A 22,198-nucleotide genomic window follows, 5' to 3' on the forward strand; every position below is an offset into this window, starting at 1 on the left:
TGGAAACGCAGAACCGCTCTAAGTTTTTGTTTTTACGCAATTCCGGACGGAAAACCGCTTCACACTTTTCCTGGAATTGCTCTAGTGCCCTGCTTGGGGTTGTGCGCGAGCGCTACCCATTGGCCGGGCGTCATGCCGTAGGCCTTCTTGAAATGGCGGTTGAGATGGCTCTGGTCGGCAAAGCCGGTCGCCGCCGCCACATCGGAAATCCCCTCGCCCGCGCCGATCATCGCCCGGGCCCGCTGCAGCCGCCGCATCAGAAGGTAGCGATGCGGGCTGGTGGCGAAGGCCGCCCGGAAATGCCGCGCCAGCGCGAAACGATCGAGACCCGTCACCGCCTCAAGCTCGCCGGAATTCACTGCCCGGGTCGCATGCGCCTCGAGATAATCCCGTGCCGCCCGCGCTTGCCGCCAGGCGACCAGGCCCAGCGGTCGGCGAGGCATACGCGCATGCCGTGACAGCCCGCCCGTCACCTGAGATACGAAATCGTCGACGAAAAGCGCGTCCAGTTCGCGGTCGAGTTCGCCGAGTGCTGCCAGCAGCACGCCTGCTAGCGCAGGATCGCCGATCACGGGTTCATCGACATAAGGCAGGCCGACGCCATCCGCCTTCAGGCATTCGAGAAGCAGCGATGGCTCCAGATAGAGCATGCGGTATTGCAGCCCATCCTCCGTCCCCGCCCCGCCGTCATGCTCTTCGTCGGGATGTAGCACGATCACCTGCCCCGGCAGGCTGAAGCGCCGCTCGCCACGATAGCGGAAGGTCTGAACCCCCTTCAGAGTCACGCCGAGTGCATAGGTGTCGTGCCGATGCGGCTCGAAAGCATTGCCTGAGAACTGCGCCTCGATGCGCTCGATGCCGGGAAAGGCTGGCGCAGCCAGGATGGCGTTGCCGGATGGTCCCGCGCACAAACGTTCAAGACCTTCGAAGACCTGCGGATGTAAGTCCTGGTTCAACGCGTCCGATACTCCATAACCCGTAGATAGGTGAAAGACCGTCCGATGTATGATACCAAAATTGCCGTCGTCCTGCGAAACAATCTTGCCGGCTGGCAGAAGCTGAACGTCACCGCCTTCCTGATGACAGGCATCGCCGGCCGGCATCCCGAGATCATCGGCGAAGCCTACAGGGACCGCGCCGGCAATCTCTATAATCCCCTATCGATCCAGCCGATCATCGTGCTCTCCGCCGACGAGGCGACCATATCAGCCGTTCACCGCCGCGCGCTGGAGCGCGATATCACAAGCTCGCTGTTCATCGAGGAGATGTTTGCGACCGGCCACGACGCGGCCAACCGCGCCGTCTTCGCAGAATTTGCGCCCGAAGACGCCAAGGTGGTCGGCATCGCCCTGCGCGCCGAAAAGAAGATCGTCGACAAGATCACCAAGGGCGCAACGATGCAGCACTGACGAAAAAGGCCGGGCGTGACCCGGCCTTTCCGCAAACGGTATGAGCCAGCATCAGCCCTGCGTAATCGGCGCGATCTGGATCTCGACGCGGCGGTTCTGCGCTCGGCCGGCCTCACTCGCATTGGAGGCAACGGGTTGCGACGGACCGAAGCCGACGGCGGAGACGCGGCGCTGGTCGATGCCCTGGCCGCCGAGATAATCGGCAACCGAAAGTGCACGGCGCTGCGACAGGTCCTGATTATGCTGCAGGCTGCCGGTCGAATCCGTATGGCCGTTGACGTCGATCAGCGTGCGGTTGAACTTGCGCAGTACGATCGCCACCGAATTCAGCGTCGGATAGAAGCCCGGCTTCACCGCGTCCTGATCGACATCGAAGGTGATGTTCGACGGCATGTTGAGGATGATGTTGTCGCCGTTGCGGGTCACCGAAATGCCGGTGCCTTCGAGCTGGGCGCGAAGCTCGGATTCCTGCTGGTCCATGTAGTTGCCGATCGCACCGCCGGCGAGAGCCCCGACGCCTGCGCCGATCAACGCCGCATTACGCTTGCCGTGGCCACCGCCGCCGACAGCCACGCCGACGAGAGCACCGCCCAGCGCGCCGAGCGCCGCGCCGCCGGCCGTATTGGAAACCTTCTGTTCACCGGTATAGGGATCGGTCGTCGTGCAGGCGCTGAGATAGCTTGCGGCAATAGCGAGAAGTATGAATTTTTTGATCATGGACAGGACGGTCTCCGTTCGACTGATGCGAGCAAATGGCAAGGATTGCGGCAAGAAAATGAAGATGCTCTCCTGATAGGGCAAATTCGGACGTCGAAACACAGCCATGTTGCGGGAATGCGCTGATATCACCAGTTTTAGCCGATGACTGCTCCTGCGCCTCCATAGGTATAAAGCCGTGCCTGCCATTGCGGTTTTCAGGCCGATGGTGCCGTTCATTACGATTGCCGTCATCGACTGACGTCTCCGTAGCGCGTGTTGGAGCGCCCACTTCTCCTCCCTCATTCCTGTGCTCGTCACAGGAATCCAGCCACCGCGCGTCCGCGCGGTGAATGGCTCAATGTTGCGATTGAAAAAGTCTATCGCGCCCAAGGGCTTCGGCGCACTGGATTCCTGTGACGAGCACAGGAATGAGGGAAAGTGGGGTCGCCCTCTTAGAAGTTCTGGAAGAGCTGCCGCATGGTGTCGTAAGTGGCGTTGGCGATGTTCAGCGATTGCAGGCCGAGCTGCTGCTGCGTCTGCAGCGCCCGCAGCCTGCTCGACTCCTCCTCCATGTCGGCATCGACAAGCCGGCCGATGCCGGCGGTGATGTTGTCGTGCAGTTTCGTGGCGAAGTCGTTCTGAAGGTTGATGCGCTTTTCCAGCGCGCCGAAAGCCGAACCGACCGTCGTCAGCTGCGTCAGCGCGGCATCGACGACGCTGATCATCTGGCCGATCTGGCCCTGCGTCGTGCTTGATGTCACCGAGATCACCACCTGCCCGGTGGTCGTGCCGTTCTTGCTCGTCATCAGCACGTAATTTTGCGCAGCACCGAGTTCGGTGGCGAAATAGGCCGATGTCAGCACCCCATATTCGCCGGAACCGGTGGCGCGGTCATCGATCAGGTAGCGCGCGTCCTTGGAGGTCGTCGCCCCGACGGGCGTATTGTCGATATGGTAGCTCAGCATGCCGATCGAGATCGTGCCGTCGGCGTTGCGGATGAACGAGGCCGGGATCTGGCGCGGCTGCGTCGGCGTCGCATCGTTGGTGAGGACCACCCAGTTGTCGCTGTTGAAGGTCGCCGATTCCGAAACGCTGCGCAGTTGCTCCTGCAGCTGTTTGATCTCTTCGTTGATCTTGTTCTTGTCGATGCCGTCTTCGGTTGCGGCAACCAGCTTTGCCTTGATTTCGGAGACGACGTCGATGACGCTCTGAACGCCGGTATAGGCCGTTCCCATCGTCGCCGCGGCCATGCCAAGCGCATCCTGGATCGCCGAAACCGCTTTATTGTCGGTCCGCGCGGTGGTGGCGATCGACCAGTAGACGGCGTTGTCGCTGGCTTTTTCGACACGCATACCCGTCGTGATGTGGTTTTGCGTGACCGTCATATTCCGATTGATATCACGCAGCACATAAAGCGCCGCGTCCACGGAGACGCGCTGATAAATACTCACGGGACTAAACTCCAAAACACAACAGACGCAAACTGAACTAAAAATGAACCGTGCCGCACGGACAGTCATGTTCGGGGTCGCTGAAACTCCAGCGCATCGCAGCCTTCAAGAAACGAAGAAGACCAGTCGGTTACTGGTCACAATCATTGCCGTTTATGCTTAACAAACGACTAAACTTCAGAAGTAATTTAGCTTATTTTGCAAGGTTTCATACACCATAAGAAACGCAGCCGGACGAGGTTGGCCGGCGGCGTTTCGTAATCGGATAAAACCTTATTCGGCGGCCTGCAGCTGCTCGTCATCGGGTGCGGCGCGCGGCCGAGTGGCGACCGACATCTCCTCGTGCAGGCGCGCTTCCTCGTGGGCGTGCGGCTTGGCGAAGCGGGCAAGCAGCAGATAGGCAACCGGCGTGATGAACAGCGTCACCAGCGTCGCGAAGCCGAGGCCGCCGACGATCACCCAGCCGAGCGCAACGCGTGCTTCGGCACCGGCGCCATGGGCAAAGACCAGCGGCACGCCGCCGAGGATGGTGGCGATCATCGTCATCATCACGGGGCGAAGGCGCAGCGCGCAGGCCTTCTCGATCGAGGACCGCACATCCTCGCCCCGGTCGCGCAGCTGATTGGCGAATTCGACGATCAGGATACCGTTCTTCGCCATGACGCCGACGAGCAGCACCAGGCCGATCTGGCTGTAGATATTGAGGGTGGAGCCGGTGATAACAAGTGCGAAGACGGCGCAGGCAAGACCAAGCGGCACCGTCGACATGATGATCAGCGAGGACAGCACGCTTTCGAACTGCGCGGCCAGCACCAGGAAGATGATGACGATGGCGAAGCCGAAGGTCAGCGCCATGCCGCTCGAATTCTCTTCGAGCGTCGCCGCCTCGGCGAGCGGCAACAGGCGAGAGCCTGGCGGCAGCAGCGGCTCGGCGAGCGCAGTCACTTGGCTTACGGCATCGCCGAGCGACATGCCGTTCCTGAGGCCGGCGGTGATCGCGACGGAGGCGAGCTGCTGCTCGCGGTTGAGCTGCGGCGCGACCGAACCTTCCTTCATCGTGGCGATGACCGACATCGGTACGATCTTGCCGTCGCCGGTCTTCAGGAACACGTTCTCAAGATCGGTCGGATCGTCGATCGGCCGCGTCGTCGAGGTCAGAAGCACGGGATAGGATTCGCCGTCGACGAAGACGTCGACCACCGATCGCCCTTCGAGCAGTGATTGGATTGCCGTCGACAGCCCGGTTATGTCGATGCCGAGATCCGAGGCGCGCTCGCGATCTATCGCCACCGATACCTGCGCCTGGCTGGGCTCGTTGGTCAGGCGCGGCGTATCATACTGGCCGGTGGCCTCGAGCGACTGAACCAGCTTGGCGGCCGCCGCCGTCAGCGCCTCGTGATCATTGCCGATCAGCGCCATCTGCAGACCACTGCCGGCGCCGCGGATGCGAAGGCTGTTCGAGGAAATAGCATTGCCGCGCAGGGCCGGCACCCTAGAGGCTGCCTGGTTGATATCGCCGACGATCTCCGTCTGCGTCCTGTCACGCTCTCCCCAGGGGGCGAGCGTCAGCACCATGAAGCCGCTGTTCAGCGAACCGCCCTGCCCGGAGATCGAAAAGATATTGCGGATGTCGCCGCTGTCGACCAACGGCTGCAGATATTCTTCGACGAGTTGCATCTTGTCGCGGGTATATTCGAGGCTCGATCCCTGCGGCGTCGTCAACCGCATCATCACCAGCGACCGGTCCTCTTCGGGCGTCAGCTCGCTCTTCACCGTCGAGAAAGCGATGAGTGCCGCACCGGCAAAGATCACCGAGAACAGGATGACGACGAAGGGCGCGTTGAGACAGCCGTGCAGCGCCCATTTGTAGAGATCGGCGAGCGCCCCGCCGAAGCGGCCGAGCATGCCGTGATCTTCGAGCATCGGCTTGGTCAGCATGCGCGAGGCGAGCATCGGACACAGCGTCAGCGCCACGATCGACGACAGCCCGACCGAGAAGGCGAGCACGAAGCCGAATTCGCGGAAGAGGCCACCGACCTGTCCCGGCAAGAATGAGAGCGGAATGAACACCGCCGCCAGCGTCGCCGTCGTGGCGACGACGGCGAAGAACACCTCGCGCGTTCCGAGCACGGCGGCAGCGCGCGGCCCCATGCCTTCGGAGCGCCGGCGTACGATATTTTCGAGCACCACGATCGCATCGTCGACGACGAGGCCGGTCGCCAGTACGATTGCGAGCAGCGTCAGGATGTTGATCGAGAAGCCGACCATGTAGATCGCCGCCAGCGTGCCGATCAGCGCCACCGGCATGCTGACCGCCGGGATCAGTGTCGCCCGCCAGTCGCGCAGGAAGAGGTAGATGACGGCGGTGACGATGACGGCGGCGAGCACCAGCGCCAGCACCACCTCGTGGATCGCACCCTGGATGAAGACGGCGTCGTCGCTGGTGATGGCGATCGTCGTGCCCTCGGGCAGCGTCTTCGACAGCTGGTCGACGGCGGCCTTGATGCCGGTCGAGATGTTCAGCGTATTCGATTGCGCCTGGCGGATGATGCCGAGGCCGATGCCCGGCTTGCCGTTGGAGCGCAGCGCCGTTTCGCCGTCGCGTGGTCCAAGCATCACCGTCGCGACGTCACCGAGCCGGACGCGGTCCTGCAGGATGACGTTGGAAAAATCCGCCGGGGTCTGCAGGTTGGCGGTGGCGCGCACCACGATATCCTGCGTATTGCTCTTCAGCGAGCCGGCCGGCACGTCGAGTGCGGCATTGTCGAGTGCCTTCGTCAGGTCGCCGATGGTCAGCCCGCGGCCGGCAAGAGCCCCCTGGTCGACATCGACGCGGAAGACCTTCTCCTGGTCGCCATATTCCTCGACGTCGGCAACCCCGTCGACGGAGGCGAGGCGATCGATCACCTCGTTTTCGACGAGCTGGGTCAGATCGTCCATGTTGAGATTGGTGGAGGTGACGGCAAGGCGCATGATCGCCGAGGAATCCGAATCCGCCTTGACGATCTGCGGCGCATCCGCTTCGTCGGGCAGGTTCTGGGTAATGCGGCCGATCGCGTCGCGCACGTCGTTGGCGGCGACCGAGAGATCGATCGCATCCGAGAATTCCAGCGTCACCCGGCTCTGACCGAAGGACGAGGTCGACGAAATCGATTTCAGGCCGCTGACGCGCGCGACCGCCCCCTCGATCACCTTGGTCAGTTCCTGGTCGATCGTCTGCGGCGATGCGCCGTCGAAGGTGGTGCGCACGGTGACGACGGGACGGTCGACATCGGGCAGTTCGCGCACCTCGACGCCGACATAGGCGGCAAGGCCGGCAACGACCATCAGCGTGTTGAACACCAGCGCCAGGATCGGTCGACGAACGAAAAGTGCAGTGAAGCTCTGCTTGCCCGACGCCCGGTCCTGATGAATTTCGGTCACGTTCATTGGGTGGCGACCTCCGCAGTCGCGGCGACATCGGCGCTCACGCGCACCGCCCCACCCTCACGCACGCGTTGCAGTCCCTGTGTGACGATCACGTCGCCATCCTCGAGATCGGCTTTGACGAGCACGAAATCCGGGTTGCGCTGCACGATGCTGACCCGCACCTTATGCGACTTGTCGTCGTTGACCTGCCAGACGAAGGAGCCCTGCGAATCCCACTGCACGGAGACCGGGTCGACAGCCGGATATTTGTCGCCAGGAAATTTCATGCTGACACTGAAGGACATGCCGGCACGCAGCTCGTCCGAACTGTTGTCGATCCGGGCGCGTAGGCGCAGCGTGCGGCTTGCCGCGTCGATGCGGTTGTCGACGGCTTCGACCAAGCCCGAAAACACCTGCCCCGGCCTTGCCACAGACATCGCCTCGACCGGCTGGCCGACCGACACCGTATTGGCGAAGCGCTCCGGCACCCAGTAGTCGACAAGGATTTCCGAACGGTCGTCAAGAGTGACGATCGGGATGCTCGTCGTGACGTTGTCGCCGATATTGACCGGCACGATGCCGACGATGCCGTCGATCGGCGCGGTGATGTTGCGCCGGGCGAGATTGAGCTCGGCGGCCTGCAGCTGCAGCCGCGCGCCCTGCTCGGCGATCTCCGAATCGAACACGTCCATGCGCGACACGCTGGACTTGATGTTGTGATAGAGATTCGACTTCTCGACGGCGGCCTTGACCGCCACATCAGCCTGGCCGCGGGCGATCACCTGCTCCTCGCTGTCGAGCTTGGCCAGCACCTGGCCGGCCGTCACCCTATCGCCCGACTTGATGAGAATTTCGCGGATCGTGCCGGATGCCTGCGGCGTGACCGCAACCGAACGGATCGCGTCACCCGTGCCGATGGCGTTCAGCCGGTCGTTGACGATCCCTTGGACGACGGCCTGCGTCGCGACGAGAATGGTGTTGTTGCGCCCGCCGCCATTGCGGCGGTTCTGTCCCTGCCCTTGTCCCTCGCCACGCTGCTGCCCTTGCGCCCGGGCGGGAGCGTCGGCATCGGCCGTCTCCCCGGCCTTCGGCGCGATCTTGGAAACGATGCTGTCTGGAATGCCTGCATCGCGCATCGTATCGCCGGCGCCGGGCACGAAGAAAACCCACGCGGCAAAGCCGGCAATAATGACGATGAGCGAAAGTACAAACTGCTTCCAAAAGGCCATTCACGTCTCCGGAGGGACTCGAGGTTGGACCAGGGTCGGTCGAAAGAGGCGCTGCGGGATCGAGATTCCCGTCTGATGCGACAATATCGCGCGTTTACAGCTTACCGGCAAGCATAAGCAGCCGGCATTACCGATTTGTAATATCAGCAAAGAATGGAAATAACCCGGCCGCTCACTTTTGCTTGAATGAACACTGGCCCGTGTCTTTAATCCTGCCGATTGTCGAGCAAAATACCGTACAAAATCCCCGAGGATGCGGGTTGGATGTCTATCGACGCATCGACCACCGCACGCCCATGGTAGCCGCAATCCCCAGTATCGGCCACACCGCCCAGAACTGCCCCGTCCAGGTGAAAAGGTTGATGCCGGCAAGGCCAAGCGCCAGGATCGCCAGCAAGGTGATCTTGCGATTGAATCGGGTCTGATCACGGTTCCAGGCGAGCGCCACGACGACGGCCAGCGCGAGCACCGGAAAACGCGCCCAGAAGACGCCCTGCCACGACAGGAGATTGATACCGATCAGGACGGCGGCGATGACGCCGAGCACGCCATACAGCCTGCGTCCGCCCGGTGCTGGGGTTGTCTCGGCCTTAGCGGCCGCCATAACCGACGCCGGCTGCGGCCGCGCGGGGCCGGATCGTTCCGCAGAAGGCGTCTCGTCTTTGGCATCGCCGATCTTCACCGCGTAGCTCGGCACGCCTTCATCGACATTTTTCACCATCAGCGGTCCGAGAAACTCGAAACCAACCGCCACCTTGTTGCGGACCTGGTCATAGACGGTGTTCGATATCACGATGCCGCCTGCCGCAGCCGACGTCTGCAGCCGCGCCGCAATATTGACGCCGTCGCCATAGATGTCGTCGCCTTCGACGATCACGTCGCCGAGATTGATGCCGATGCGGAAGAGCATGCGCCCGTCGGCCGGGCGGCGGGCGTTGAAACCCGCGAGTTCGTTCTGGGTGTCGACGGCCGCGCGCACCGCCTCGACCACGCTCGGGAAATCGGCGATCAGCCCATCGCCCCAGGTATTGATGACGCGGCCACCATGGCTTTCGATCAGGCGCCCCATCGCTTCCCGGCAGCGTTTGAGCGCAGCGAGCGTCCCTTCCTCATCAGCCCCCATCAGCCGCGTATAATCCTGCACGTCAGCACAGAAGATCGTCGTCAGCTTGCGCCGCGTTTCACTCATGGTCTCTCGTCTCCGCGCTATCCGCCCCGGAAGATCGCTGCAAAGGGTGAAACTGGTCGAGATCAAGTGGGCGATTGCAACGGCGGTAAACTACTAAGGCTTTGTGTTTGTTGCCACCGATAATTGTTCATTATCGCCGTCAGCATAATCTGTGATCACTGAACGATCTTGCGCGGGCTCGCCGCGTGTTCTCTCGCCACCGTGCTGGAACCGTCGATTTCCTGAAGCAACACGTCATAGCCCCAGAGATCGGCGAGATGCTGCAGGACGAGTTTCGTGTCATTTTCCTGAAGATAGCAGCCATTCATGACGATGTGCTGCAGCAACAGGCGGCGGTCGCCAGCGAGGTCGACATCGACGATATCGATTGCCGGATCGGTCCAGCCGATATCATATTCGCGGGAGAGCTGGCGGCGGATGCGCAGGTATCCACGCTCATTATGGATCGCCGAAACCAGTACCCCCTCGGTCTGTTCCGGATCGTCGTAGAGATGGAATAGTCGCAACTGCCGGATCAGGTTCGGGCTCAGAAACTGGCTAATGAAGCTCTCGTCCCGGTAATTGGCCCAGATGTCGCGCAGGACCGCCATCGCATCGCCTCGTCCGGCGATATCGGGAAACCATGCGCGGTCCTCTTCCGTCGGCGTCGTGACGATCCTCTCGATGTCCTGCATCATCGCAAAGCCAAGCGCATAGGGATTGAAGCCCGAGAATCGCCGGTCGTCATAGCTCGGCTGGAACACGACGTTGGCGTGCGACTTCAGGAATTCGAGGAAGTTTCCGTCGCTGATCTGCCCACGCTCGTGAAGCCGGTTCATGATCTGGTAGTGGACGAAGGTGGCGGTTCCCTCGTTCATCACCTTGGTCTGCCGCTGGGGGTGAAAATATTGCGCGACATGGCGGACGATGCGAAGGATCTCGCGCTGCCACGGCTGCAGCCGCGGCGCCGACTTTTCCAGAAAGTATAGGATGTTGTCCTGAGGAAGCCCGAGGGCGGCGCGGCGCTTTTCTAGGCCGATGTCACCCGCCTTCCGCGCCTTGCCGACGGGAACCGTGCGCCACAGGTCGTTGAACATCTGCTCCTCGTGGGCGCGGCGCTCCTGCTGCCGCTTTTCCTCCTGGCGAAGATCGATCGTGGTCTTGCCCGCGTATCGATGCACCCCGTGCGACATCAGCGCATGGGCTGCGTCGAGCGTGCGTTCGACGGCCGTCTCGCCGTAACGTTCCTCACAGCGGGTGATATAACCCTTGGCGAAATCGAGGTAATCGAGGATGCCCTCCGCATCGGTCCAGAGCTTGAAGAGATAGTTGTTCTTGAAGAAGTGGTTGTGGCCGAAGGCCGCATGCGCGGTGACGAGCGTCTGCATCGTCGCCGTGTTTTCCTCCATCAGGTAGGAGATGCAGGGCGAGCTGTTGATGACGATCTCATAAGCGAGGTCGCGCATCCCGCGGCGGTAGAAGGTTTCGTGATGAGCAAAGTGTTTGCCGAAGGACCAATGGCGATAGAAGAGCGGCATGCCGGTCGAGGAATAGGCATCGAGCATCTGCTCCGAGGTGATGACTTCGATCTGATTCGGGTAGACGTCGAGGCCGAGTTCGCCGAGCGCGATCTCCTCGCAGGCGTCGTGGATGCGCTGGAGCGTTGCGAAATCCCAGTCGGCCCCCTCGAACAACAGCCGCTCTCGTGGCCTCATCGTCATGGTCATGGCGTCACCTTCGACTGTGCGTCACGTTTCTGGAAGAGATCGTGGAAAACAGGGAATATTTCGTTTCGCCGGCAGACCTTGCGCATCGAAAGCGGCTGCAGCTCGGAACGGATCCCGTCATAAAGCATCCAAAGCGGCGAGCGGGATACCGAGGAGTCACCGCCTTCTTCGCCGACTTCGATATAGGCGAAATACTGGCACAGCGGCAAAATCTCGCGCAGCAGTTGTCCGCTCAGGTTCCCGTCCGAATGGGCGTTGTCGCCGTCCGATGCCTGGGCGCCATAGATATTCCATTCTGCCGGATCGAAACGCGCCGCGATGATCGCCCGCATTGCCGCCAGCGCACTGGAAACCAGCGTGCCGCCCGTTGCCGGGCCATAGAAGAAGGTTTCCTCGTCGACTTCCTCGGCCTTGTCGGTATGGCGGATGAAGACGATCTCCACTTTCTTGTAGCGCTTCGACAGGAAAAGGTAGAGCAGCAGGTAGAACCGCTTCGCCAGGTCCTTCATGTGTTCCGACATGGAGCCGGAGACGTCCATCAAGCAGAACATCACGGCTTTCGCCACAGGCTTCGGCTCGTTTTCGAAGCGGCGATACCGCACGTCGAGCGGATCGATATAGGGAATGCGCCGGCTTTTTTCCGTCAGGGATTTGAGTTTTGCCTCAAGCGCCAGCCGGCTCTCGTCGTCCTCGCATTCCTCGATCTGCCGCTGCAGGGCTTCGATTTCCTCGCGGCGCGGACGGTGAAGCGCGACACGGCGCATCATCGCGAGCCTGGTCGTGCGACCGACGGCGATGTTGGACGGCGATCCCGACACGGAATAACCGGCACGGAACGGAGTTTCCTCCTCGGTTTCGGCCAGGCGCCGCTTGGCAAGGTCGGGCAGTTCCAGATCGTCCAGGAACACATCGAGGAATTCCTCGCGCGTCAGCACGAAGCGGAAGCCGTCCTCGCCGTCGCCCTCACCCGCATCCTTGGGTTTTCCGCCCCGGCTCCCTGGCGGGCGCGGAAGAATGTCGCCTTCGACGAAGGCCCTGTTTCCCGGCAGGATATGGTCGCGGATGCCGCCGTCGCCCCTTCTCAAGTTCGGCTCGGCCATTCCATCGATCGGCAGGCTGATTTCCCCGCCGTCGAGCACATCGCGAATGTTCCGGTTTTGCAGAGAACGTTTTACCGCCTGCTGCACGGCGCCTTTCATGCGCCGAAGAAACCGTTGCCGATTTTCCAGACTTTTACCGCGCGGATTTAGCCGACGGTCGACAATGTGCATATTGGCTCCACATTAACTTGCCTGTTTGACGCGCATGTACCATTCGACGAGGCGCCGAACCTGCCTCTCCGTGTAACCCCGCGCGGCCATGCGCGAGACGAATTCGCTGTGCTTCTTTTCCGTTTCGGAATCCTTCTTCGACCCGAAGGAAATGACCGGCAAAAGATCTTCGACCTGCGAGAACATTCGCTTTTCGATGACTTCCCGGATTTTCTCGTAGCTCGTCCATGACGGATTCTTTCCGCCGTTGGCTGCCCGCGATCTCAAGCAGAACTTGACGATTTCGTTGCGGAAATCCTTCGGATTGGCGATTCCTGCCGGCTTTTCGATTTTCGTCAGTTCCTGGTTGAGGAGCTCGCGATCGAGAAGCTGGCCGGTATCGGGATCCTTGAAGTCCACGTCTTCGATCCAGGCATCGGCATAATCCACGTAGCGGTCGAACAGATTCTGTCCGTAATCCGCATAGGATTCAAGATAGGCCTTCTGGATTTCATTTCCAATGAACTCTGCGTAACGCGGCGCAAGATCGGCCTTGATGAATTCCAGATATCGCTTCTCGACATCGTCGGAAAACTGCTCGCGGCGGATCGACTGCTCCAGTACATACATCAGATGAACCGGATCGGCACCGATATCCGTGGTGTCGTGATTGAAAGTGGAGGCGAGCACCTTGAAGGCGAAGCGGGTCGATATGCCGTCCATGCCCTCGTCGATGCCGGCGGCATCCCGATATTCCTGGACACTACGGGCGCGCGGATCCGTCTCCTTCAGGCTTTCGCCGTCATAGGTGCGCATCTTCGAGAAGTACGTCGAATTCTCATGCTTGCGCAGACGTGAAAGCACGGAGAAGCGGGCCAGCATTTCGAGCGTTGCCGGGGCGCATGGCGCATCGGTGAGTTCCGATCCCTCGATCAGCTTCTCGTAGATCTTCTGCTCTTCCGTCACGCGCAGGCAATAGGGCACCTTGATCACGCAAATACGGTCGATGAACGCTTCGTTGTTCTTGTTGGCCTTGAAGGTCTGCCATTCCGCCTCGTTCGAATGCGCAAGGACGATGCCGGAGAAGGGGATGGCGCCGATATTCTCGGAGCCGATATAGTTCCCTTCCTGCGTCGCCGTCAGCAGCGGATGCAGCATCTTGATCGGCGCCTTGAACATCTCGACGAATTCGAGCACGCCCTGATTGGCGCGGTTGAGGCCGCCCGAATAGCTGTAGGCATCGGGATCGTTCTGGGAATAGGTCTCCAGCTTGCGGATATCGACCTTGCCGACCAGCGACGAGATATCCTGATTGTTCTCGTCTCCAGGCTCGGTCTTGGCGATGGCGATCTGGCGCAACCGCGAAGGCTGTACTCTGACGACGCGGAAGCGGGAAATATCGCCCCCGAAATCGTCGAGCCGCTTCAGGCACCACGGGCTCATCAGTCCGCTCAGGCGCCGCAGCGGAATGCCGTATTGCTCCTGCAGGAGCGATCCCATCGTGTCCGGGTCGAACAGGTTGAGCGGACTTTCGAAAACGGGGCTGATCTCGTCACCCGCCTTCAGCACGTAGATCGGATGAAGCTCCATCAGCAGCTTCAACCGCTCGGCCAGAGATGACTTGCCGCCGCCGACCGGGCCGAGCAGATAGAGGATCTGCTTGCGCTCCTCGAGCCCCTGCGCTGCATGCCGGAAGAAGGAAACGATGCGTTCGATTGTCTCTTCCATGCCGTGGAAGCCGACAAAGGCCGGATAGATCCGGATGGTCCGGTTCATGAAGATCCGGCCGAGGCGCGTGTCCCTGGCAGTATCGACCATCTGCGGCTCGCCTATCGCGGCGAGCAGCCGCTCGGTCGCATTGGCATAGGCAAGCGGTTCCTTTTTGCAAAGATCGAGATACTCCGAGATCGACATATCGGTCTCGCGACGCGCATCATAGCTGCGGGTGAACGCATCGAATACGGATTCGCTCAGCATGGGCCCTCCATCAAGGTTAATGCCACAGGCTCTAGGTCGTCATACCAAAGGAGATGGCCACGACATTCCTAAGAATCAATAGTTTCGCAGGTATATTCCACGCTCACCGGCTGTTTCTGGCAATGCACAAAAACGTGCGTGCACCGGTTATTTTTTTACTCTACGAAACTGTTTCTTATTGTAGTTGAGAAAAGGGCTATTGCGATATCAGCACATTTCGCGACGTGACAGAAAGATGAAAAGGGTGTGCAATGTCGCCCGTGATTCGAGCTCTGGAGAAATCGACGATTTGGCTGTGAAACTGCCCAAAGTCGATGCGGGACAGCGTGTGCCGATCCGCTCCAGACATGCTGGAAAACGGCGCATCCCAGCCATGCGCCCCGCATCGTGATCATGCGGCTACCCGGCGCGACTCAGCCGTTGAATGCCTTCTCCAGCGCGGCGACATCGATCTTGACCATGCCGAGCATCACTTCGGTCACGCGCTTGGCCCGCTCGCGGTCGCTGTCGGCGATCATCTCGGACAGCACGCGCGGCACGATCTGCCAGGAAAGGCCCCAGCGGTCCTTTAGCCAGCCGCAGGCCTCCGGCGTGCCGCCATTGCCGAGGAAGGCCTCCCATATCCGATCGATCTCGGCCTGGCTTTCCACGAGAATCGCGATCGAAAAGGAATGGTTGAAACTATCGAGCGGGCCGGCCTTCATGGCCAGAAAGGCCTGGTCGGCGAGCGTGAACTCGATCAGCTCGACGCTGCCGGGAGGCCCGCTCGGCGTTTCCGCCGGCAATATGGTGGTGCGGCCGATCCTGGAGTCCGGGATAACAGACACGTAGAATTCGACGGCTTCGCGCGCTTCCTCGGCGAACCAGAGATTTGAAACGACCTTCGGCATGAAACGGCCTCCTTGTTGACGGGTGTTGATCCGGACTGCTGTCCGATGATCCAAGGACGCCCCACCAGCGCCGGTTCCGACATGCTCCGATTGGAAATTTTTAGCCCCGCCCGCCCGCATGGCGACCACAGCCGGGCTCGGCGGTGGCATTGCCGCCCGTAACATACCGCTTGGAATAGCGCCGGCTCGGGAATGAAAGCAGAACATCTTTTCTGGTCTTTCCTTCCCGAATCACTACATTACGCGCCATGAGCAATAGTTTCGACGATATGCCCTTCTTCGACGAAGAGCCGGGCGAGATGGCGCGCAAGCCGCAGCCGCCTGCCGCAACCGCCGAAAGGGCGCCCGCCGCCAGTGGCGGCATCGCCGCCCGCGCCATGGCGGCTCGCGACGGCGGCAAGCGACCGGATTACCTCGCCGGGCTGAACCCCGAGCAGACCGAAGCCGTCGAAACACTGGAAGGCCCCGTCCTCGTGCTCGCCGGCGCCGGCACCGGCAAGACGCGCGTGCTGACGACCCGCATTGCCCATCTCCTCAATACCGGCCGCGCCTTCCCCTCGCAGATCCTCGCCGTCACCTTCACCAACAAGGCTGCCCGCGAGATGAAGGAGCGCATCGCGTTGCTCGTCGGCGGCGCCGTCGAAGGCATGCCCTGGCTCGGCACCTTCCATTCGATCGGCGTCAAACTTCTGCGCCGCCACGGCGAGCTCGTCGGCCTGCGCTCCGATTTCACCATTCTCGATACCGACGACGTCGTCCGCCTGATCAAGCAGATAATCCAGGCCGAAGGCCTCGACGACAAGCGCTGGCCGGCCAAGCAGTTCGCCGGCATGATCGACACCTGGAAGAACAAGGGTCTCGGCCCTGCCGATATCCCCGAGGGCGACGCCCGCGCCTTTGCCAATGGCCGCGGCCGCGATCTTTATTTCGCCTATCAGGCGCGCCTGACGACGCTGAACGCCTGCGATTTCGGCGACCTGCTGATGCATCCGATCGCGATCTTCCGCAAGAACCCGGATCTCTTGAAGGAATATCACGGCCGCTTCCGCTACATCCTCGTCGACGAGTACCAGGATACCAATACCGCACAGTACATGTGGCTCAGGCTTCTCGCCCAGCGCTCCAAGGGCGAGCCGCAGAACGTCTGCTGCGTCGGCGACGACGATCAGTCGATCTATGGCTGGCGCGGCGCCGAGGTCGACAATATCCTGCGCTTCGAAAAGGATTTCCCCGGCGCCAAGGTCATCAAGCTCGAGCGCAACTACCGCTCGACCGAACATATCCTCGGGGCCGCCGCCCATCTGATCGCCCATAATGAGGGCCGCCTCGGCAAGACGCTGTTCACCGACCGCTCCGATCCGGACGACGTCAAGGTGCAGGTCCACGCTTCCTGGGATTCGGAAGAGGAAGCCCGCGCCATCGGCGAGGAGATCGAGCAGCTCCAGCGCGGCAAGCATCTCTTGAACGACATGGCGATTCTCGTGCGCGCCTCCTTCCAAATGCGCGAATTCGAAGACCGCTTCGTCACCCTCGGCCTCAACTATCGCGTCATCGGCGGCCCGCGCTTCTACGAGCGCCTCGAGATCCGCGATGCCATGGCCTATTTCCGCCTGGTCGCTCAAGCCGCCGACGACCTCGCTTTCGAACGCATCGTCAACACCCCGAAGCGCGGCCTCGGCGATACGACGGTGCGGGCGCTGCACGACTATGCCCGTGTCCGCAATATCCCGATGCTTGCAGCAGCCGCCGACATCATCGAGACCGACGAGCTGAAGCCGAAGGCGCGAAAGGCGCTCTTCGACGTGATTCAATCTTTCCGCCGATGGCAGGAACTGCTTGAAAACACGCCGCATACCGAACTTGCCGAGCAGATCCTCGAAGAGTCCGGCTATACCGACATGTGGAAGAACGACAAGAGCGCTGAAGCCCCCGGCCGCCTCGAAAACCTCAAGGAACTGATCCGCTCGATGGAAAGCTTCGAGTCGATGCGCGGCTTCCTCGAACACGTCTCGCTCGTCATGGATGCCGAGACCAACGAGAACCTCGATGCCGTCTCGATCATGACGCTGCACTCGGCCAAGGGCCTGGAATTCGACACCGTCTTCCTGCCCGGCTGGGAGGAAGGCCTCTTCCCGCACCAGCGCTCGCTGGATGAGAGCGGCCGCGCCGGACTGGAGGAGGAACGCCGCCTCGCCTATGTCGGCATCACCCGCGCCAAGCACCGCTGCCACATCTGGTTCGTCTCCAACCGCCGCATCCATGGCCTCTGGCAGTCGACCCTGCCCTCGCGTTTCCTCGACGAACTGCCGGAAACCCATGTCGAGGTCGCCGAAATGGAGCAGAGCTACGGCGGGTACGGCCGCGGCGGCTACGGCCAGTCCCGCTTCGACAAGGCCGAACCCTTCGCCAACTCCTATTCCACTCCCGGCTGGAAACGAGCCCAGGCCAATAAGACCGACGCCACACGCGACAATTGGGGCACCCGCTCCGGCCACGCCGTCGAACGCATCGGCTATGGCGAAAGCGGCCCGAAGGGGCGCACGATCGAAGGCGAGCTGGTGGCGAAATCGACCTCGTCGGAGCCATCGAAATTCACGCTCGGCGATCGCGTGTTCCACCTGAAATTCGGCAACGGCAACATCACCGGCATCGAAGGCAACAAGCTGACGATCGAGTTCGACCGGGCGGGACAGAAACGGGTGCTGGACGGGTTCGTCGAGCGCGTCTGACCGCGTCAGCACGACGCGAAAAGGCTTACCCGAGCATCCGCATCCTTCCGAGCCCGAGAATATCGTTGATCAGGGCGACGCCAATGCCCGCAGCGACGATTCCCAATCCGATCAGAAAGAGCCGGCGAGACCGGTCATATTTGGCGGCAAACAGGGAGTCCCGCGCCAGCAAATCGGCAAAGACCTTCACCTGGACGGCAATGCCCACGGTCAGGAACAGCATCGGCAGAATATCGATGCGGCTCCAGTCATTGGGATTGGAGACCCAGACACTGATGAAATTAAGCGAGAAACCGAGGATGATCCCGGCCGCCGTCAGCGACCCGTTGCGAAACGTCGCATCGATCTTTTCGTCGGGATCCGGCTCTGACATGGCTTCGCTTCCGGCTTGCTTCTGAGTAAGAAAGGCAGAAATCATGACCCGGAGCAAGATCGGCCTGACGTCGCCTCTCGCAGAAAGCAGACGAAATGTCGCAGCCGCGCAAACGCGGGCACTCCGCCCAGAGCTCCTCCGCGCGCTGCGTTACGGCAATTTCGGGCCAACACCGGCATGGATTGAATCGCGCCCAGACAGCCGACCGCCCACAAAAGCCAATAAATCCAATGAAAAAACTTTGGTAACCGAAAGGTTAACGTGCGTTGCCTCACGTCGTCAATCGCACTTCTGCCCTGTCAAAACGTCGCTTTGACGCCTTTCGCAAATCAGCTTAGCCCAGAGGCTGCCCGCCCATGAAAGGCAGGCTTCACGACGAACTTTTCGAAGGAGGTTCAAGTGACCAGTGTTTCATCTCTCGGCAGCACCTTAACTCAATATCAGTCTCCGCTTTCCAGTCTGGACAAGAATGGCGACGGCGTCATATCGGCGGACGAGTTGGCCGCCGCCTCGCAGTCCTCTACATCGGCCACGACGTCGACCGAGAGCGACGACAGCAGCACCGACATCGTCAAGAAGATCACCGCCGACATCCTGTCGCTGATGCTGTCCATGCAGAAGACAGACAGCAGTGACGATCAGGGCGACGGCGGCGATCAGAGCGACGACGCTTCCAAGGGTGTCTTCGCCGCGATGGATACCAATGGCGACGGCAAGTTGACCGAGTCTGAATTTCTTGCCGCCGATCCGAACAGCATCAAGACTTCAGGCGACAGCGATCCGCTCCTCACCAAGGTGCTGAGCGACATGCAGACGGCCCTTCAGGCCTACCGCAATACCTACGGCGCTTCCGCCGTAGCAGGTGATTCCGCGGCCGAAGACGTGGCGGCGGTCTAGCTGGCCGAGATCCGGGCTCTGCCGGGGGAGCCTCGATCCATCGATGCCGCACAAAAGTATCCTACGTAGGCAGATCGATTTGCCGGCACTTGCCACCGTCGTGGGCCGTGTCTGCGATCCGGAAATCATGCACGCGCCTTCCCCCTCCGTTCCATTTCAACACGAGAACCGCCGCCGGCTATCGCAATGATTGCATTAGAGCATTCTGTTTCGAAGACTTACTACCGCTAGTGCCAGAATTAACACTTGCGCGTCCGCGCCTGGAAATCCACTAGTTGATCCATTCAGTGTGCTTGGCGTCTTACACTGCAATAGAGCGAAGGGATTGGCCTTGATGAAAGCGCTGCTGCTCGTCGATATTCAGAACGGCTTCTGTCCGGGCGGCAATCTGCCGGTGCCTGATGGCGACAAGGTGGTTCCCGTCGCAAACAGACTGATCGACAGCGGCAAATACGATCTGATCGTCGCCTCGCAGGACTGGCATCCGCCAGGCCACGGCAGCTTCGCCTCCGCCCATCCCGGTGCCGCCCCCTTCGAGTTGGGGGAACTGTCGGGCAAGCCGCAGATGATGTGGCCCGACCACTGCATTCAGGGTACGCTCGATGCCGAACTGCATCCCGAGCTCAAATCCGAAGAGATCGACCTGATCCAGCAGAAGGGCGAGAATCCTGATATCGACAGCTATTCGGCCTTCCGCGACAATGACCGCGACGCCTCGACCGGCCTTTCCGATTTCCTCGAGGACCAGGGCGTCACCGACCTCGACGTCTGCGGGCTGGCGACCGACTATTGCGTCAAGTTCTCCGCGCTCGACGCGCTGGAGATGATGCCTGACGTTCGCGTGCGCTTCGTCGAGGATGCAAGCCGCGGCATCACGCCCGAAGGCGTCACCGCCGCCATCGAGGAGATGCGGACGCATGGCATCGCGATCATCGACAGCGCCAGAGTCCTGGCCGACTGATTGAGATCAGCGATAAAAGACAATGTGGCGAATGTCGGATCGGCACACGTCCATCCGTCCTTGGCTCTGAACACACCAATCATGGGAGTTGAGAGATGAGAAAGCTTGTTACCGCAGCCTTCGTGAGCTTGGATGGCGTCATGCAGGCGCCGGGCGCGCCGCAGGAGGATCCGACCGGCGGCTTCACCCTTGGCGGCTGGACCGTCAATTACTGGGACGAACCGATGGGCGGTTTCATGGACGGGATTTTTACCGACCCCTTCGCGCTGCTGCTCGGCCGCAAGACCTACGAGATCTTCGCTGCGCACTGGCCCTTCGTCGGCAAAGACGATCCCATCGGAAAAGCCTTCAATGCCGCGACCAAATATGTCGCAACCACCTCGAACGAGCCGCTCACCTGGGAAAATTCCTTTGCGCTGCGCGGCGATGTCGCCGCCGAAATCGCCCGCTTGAAGCAGCAGGATGGTCCCGACCTCCTGACGCAGGGCAGCAGTGGCTTGCTGCAAACGCTGCTGGCGCACGACCTGATCGATGAACTCCGGCTCCTGACCTTCCCGCTCATCCTTGGCCCCGGGAAGCGCTTGTTCGGCAAGGGCGCCAGGCCGGAAGCGCTGAAGCTCACGGCCAACTCGGTATCGACGACCGGCGTCATCATGAGCGTCTACGAGCGCGCCGGCGAGGTCGAAACCGGCAGCTTCGGAATGCCCGCGCCTTCGCAAGCCGAGATCACCCGCCGGGAGCGGATGAAGCGCGAGGGCTAAATGCCTCTGCGTTCTGCGATTGCGGGCCGCGACGCCGCCGCGTCCGGTTTATGGACTACAGCGCCGCGCTCAGACGCGCAAGGGACGCTATAGAACTTTGAATTACTGCACAATTTTTATCCTCAAATCGATTCTGATTTAAGGAACAGTATCCTTGTTCTTGTCGTCTCGCTCCAGCAGATAGATGTCCTCGGCCAGGTCCTCCATCTTCCTCAGAAGCGCCGCATGCGCATCGCGAAGGCCCTGATTGTAATAATGGGCTCCGATCTCGTCCGCGAAGAAATCGAGCAGGAATTCCGCCGGCAGCACGCCGATCGCCTGGTCGAGCTCGGCCTCGAAATAGCGGCGAATGCTGGCAACGATCGTCGCCTTCGCCTCCTTCGAAAATTCGATCTTCTTCATCATTGCCTCTTTACCGAATGCGATCGGGACTTTGATGGTTCAGCAAAATCGATTGGTCAATCAAGGAAATTCAATTGCTGTTGCAAGCCATAGACCATAAGGGAAAACCTGAATTCCAAAAGGAAAGATCGCATGAATCGCGCCGACTTTGTTGAAGGTTTGCGGGGTGGCTCCGCCGTTGCGCTGGCATCCGCGCCCTTTGGCGCTCTCTTCGGAGCGCTTGCGGTCGAAAACGGCTTGTCGCTCTCCGAAACCGCCTTCATGAGCGCCACCGTCTATGCCGGCGCCAGCCAGATGGTCGGCATCGAACTCTTCGGTCACAATGTCCACGCCTGGCTGATCGTGCTGTCGATCCTCGCCGTCAATTTCCGCCACGTGCTCTATTCGGCGGCGCTGGCACGCTACATCGGCCATTTCACGCCGGTGCAGAAATTCTTCACCTTTTTCCTACTCGTCGATCCGCAATTCGCCGAAGCGGTAAAGCGCGGCGAGTCCGGCCGGCAACTCACCTTCGCCTGGTACTTCGGCTTCGCCATCATCATCTACATTCCCTGGGTGCTGATCAGCATCGCCGGCGGCATGCTCGGCGGCTTCATTGGCGATCCCAAGGCCATCGGCCTCGACATTCTGCTGCCGGCCTATTTCCTCGGCATCGTCCTTGGCTTCCGCAAGCGAGACAATTTCCTGCCCGTGGCGCTCGTCAGCGCGGTGGCGTCCGTACTCGCCTACCGCTATGTCGGCTCGCCCTGGCATGTCAGCCTCGGTGCTGCCGTCGGCATCCTGCTCGCCGCCGTGCTGCCTTTGCCGCCGCAAGAGGCTGATCTCGAAGCCGACGCCCTTCGATCCGAAGTGCACGAGGTCTGAGCC

General features: G+C 61.0%; 18 protein-coding genes. 6 read left to right on the top strand and 12 right to left on the bottom strand.

Going from position 1 to position 22,198, the window contains the following annotated elements; genetic code table 11:
• Positions 1-59 precede the first annotated feature (59 nt).
• On the bottom strand, positions 60-956 hold the full coding sequence (locus tag G9X67_RS06715) for an AraC family transcriptional regulator (protein WP_138330545.1): 897 nt from the start codon (positions 954-956) through the stop codon (positions 60-62).
• A gap of 45 nt (positions 957-1,001) precedes the next feature.
• Between G9X67_RS06715 and G9X67_RS06720 the strand changes: the two genes are divergently transcribed.
• On the top strand, positions 1,002-1,409 hold the full coding sequence (locus G9X67_RS06720) for a DUF2000 family protein (protein WP_138330544.1): 408 nt from the start codon (positions 1,002-1,004) through the stop codon (positions 1,407-1,409).
• 51 nt (positions 1,410-1,460) lie between these two features.
• Here G9X67_RS06720 and G9X67_RS06725 read toward each other — a convergent pair whose 3' ends face one another.
• The 9 genes from G9X67_RS06725 to G9X67_RS06765 all read right to left on the bottom strand — a co-directional run bounded on the left by G9X67_RS06725 (position 1,461) and on the right by G9X67_RS06765 (position 15,208).
• Positions 1,461-2,126: an OmpA family lipoprotein gene (locus G9X67_RS06725; RefSeq protein WP_003541337.1), complete on the bottom strand. Its 666-nt coding sequence runs from the start codon at positions 2,124-2,126 to the stop codon at positions 1,461-1,463.
• 434 nt (positions 2,127-2,560) lie between these two features.
• Positions 2,561-3,559: a flagellin gene (locus G9X67_RS06730; protein WP_027664293.1), complete on the bottom strand. Its 999-nt coding sequence runs from the start codon at positions 3,557-3,559 to the stop codon at positions 2,561-2,563.
• 273 nt (positions 3,560-3,832) lie between these two features.
• Positions 3,833-6,988, bottom strand: coding sequence for an efflux RND transporter permease subunit (locus G9X67_RS06735; protein WP_171598395.1), 3,156 nt, complete (start codon positions 6,986-6,988; stop codon positions 3,833-3,835).
• Complete coding sequence (locus G9X67_RS06740; RefSeq protein ID WP_138330542.1) at positions 6,985-8,196, bottom strand: efflux RND transporter periplasmic adaptor subunit; 1,212 nt, start codon at positions 8,194-8,196, stop codon at positions 6,985-6,987. Before G9X67_RS06740 ends, G9X67_RS06735 begins: the two co-directional genes overlap by 4 nt.
• Positions 8,197-8,464: 268 nt before the next feature.
• Positions 8,465-9,385: an adenylate/guanylate cyclase domain-containing protein gene (locus G9X67_RS06745; RefSeq protein WP_171598396.1), complete on the bottom strand. Its 921-nt coding sequence runs from the start codon at positions 9,383-9,385 to the stop codon at positions 8,465-8,467.
• A 155-nt stretch (positions 9,386-9,540) separates the two neighbouring features.
• Positions 9,541-11,091 (bottom strand): SpoVR family protein, encoded by a 1,551-nt coding sequence (locus G9X67_RS06750; RefSeq protein ID WP_171598397.1) that lies wholly within the window; start codon positions 11,089-11,091, stop codon positions 9,541-9,543.
• On the bottom strand, positions 11,088-12,362 hold the full coding sequence (locus G9X67_RS06755) for a YeaH/YhbH family protein (protein WP_003541349.1): 1,275 nt from the start codon (positions 12,360-12,362) through the stop codon (positions 11,088-11,090). Before G9X67_RS06755 ends, G9X67_RS06750 begins: the two co-directional genes overlap by 4 nt.
• Before the next feature lie 12 nt (positions 12,363-12,374).
• Positions 12,375-14,318: a PrkA family serine protein kinase gene (locus G9X67_RS06760; protein WP_138330539.1), complete on the bottom strand. Its 1,944-nt coding sequence runs from the start codon at positions 14,316-14,318 to the stop codon at positions 12,375-12,377.
• 413 nt (positions 14,319-14,731) lie between these two features.
• Positions 14,732-15,208, bottom strand: coding sequence for a VOC family protein (locus G9X67_RS06765; protein WP_138330538.1), 477 nt, complete (start codon positions 15,206-15,208; stop codon positions 14,732-14,734).
• 248 nt (positions 15,209-15,456) lie between these two features.
• Here G9X67_RS06765 and G9X67_RS06770 point away from each other — a divergent pair, with 248 nt between their 5' ends.
• Positions 15,457-17,937, top strand: a complete 2,481-nt coding sequence (locus tag G9X67_RS06770) for a UvrD-helicase domain-containing protein (RefSeq protein ID WP_138330537.1) — start codon at positions 15,457-15,459, stop codon at positions 17,935-17,937.
• A 25-nt stretch (positions 17,938-17,962) separates the two neighbouring features.
• Here G9X67_RS06770 and G9X67_RS06775 read toward each other — a convergent pair whose 3' ends face one another.
• Positions 17,963-18,310, bottom strand: coding sequence for a hypothetical protein (locus tag G9X67_RS06775; protein ID WP_138330536.1), 348 nt, complete (start codon positions 18,308-18,310; stop codon positions 17,963-17,965).
• A 399-nt stretch (positions 18,311-18,709) separates the two neighbouring features.
• On the opposite strand from G9X67_RS06775, the gene G9X67_RS06780 reads away from it, so the two are divergent.
• The 3 genes from G9X67_RS06780 (at position 18,710) to G9X67_RS06790 (ending at position 20,929) form a co-directional block, all read left to right on the top strand.
• The gene (locus tag G9X67_RS06780; protein WP_138330535.1) at positions 18,710-19,207 is read left to right on the top strand and encodes an EF-hand domain-containing protein; all 498 of its coding nucleotides are present in this window, start codon (positions 18,710-18,712) and stop codon (positions 19,205-19,207) included.
• 334 nt (positions 19,208-19,541) lie between these two features.
• The gene (gene pncA, locus G9X67_RS06785) at positions 19,542-20,168 is read left to right on the top strand and encodes a bifunctional nicotinamidase/pyrazinamidase (protein ID WP_138330534.1); all 627 of its coding nucleotides are present in this window, start codon (positions 19,542-19,544) and stop codon (positions 20,166-20,168) included.
• A 95-nt stretch (positions 20,169-20,263) separates the two neighbouring features.
• Positions 20,264-20,929 (top strand): dihydrofolate reductase family protein, encoded by a 666-nt coding sequence (locus G9X67_RS06790; RefSeq protein ID WP_138330533.1) that lies wholly within the window; start codon positions 20,264-20,266, stop codon positions 20,927-20,929.
• A gap of 138 nt (positions 20,930-21,067) precedes the next feature.
• Here the strand turns inward: G9X67_RS06790 and G9X67_RS06795 are convergent, their stop codons facing one another.
• The gene (locus G9X67_RS06795) at positions 21,068-21,331 is read right to left on the bottom strand and encodes a DUF2164 domain-containing protein (protein ID WP_138330532.1); all 264 of its coding nucleotides are present in this window, start codon (positions 21,329-21,331) and stop codon (positions 21,068-21,070) included.
• A 132-nt stretch (positions 21,332-21,463) separates the two neighbouring features.
• On the opposite strand from G9X67_RS06795, the gene G9X67_RS06800 reads away from it, so the two are divergent.
• Positions 21,464-22,195 carry an AzlC family ABC transporter permease gene (locus tag G9X67_RS06800; RefSeq protein ID WP_138330531.1) on the top strand — a complete coding sequence of 244 codons (732 nt, stop codon included), beginning with the start codon at positions 21,464-21,466 and terminating at the stop codon, positions 22,193-22,195.
• The last annotated feature ends 3 nt before the right edge of the window (positions 22,196-22,198 follow it).

It is taken from the genome of Rhizobium sp. WYCCWR 11152, assembly GCF_013087615.1.
Classification (GTDB): domain Bacteria; phylum Pseudomonadota; class Alphaproteobacteria; order Rhizobiales; family Rhizobiaceae; genus Rhizobium; species Rhizobium indicum.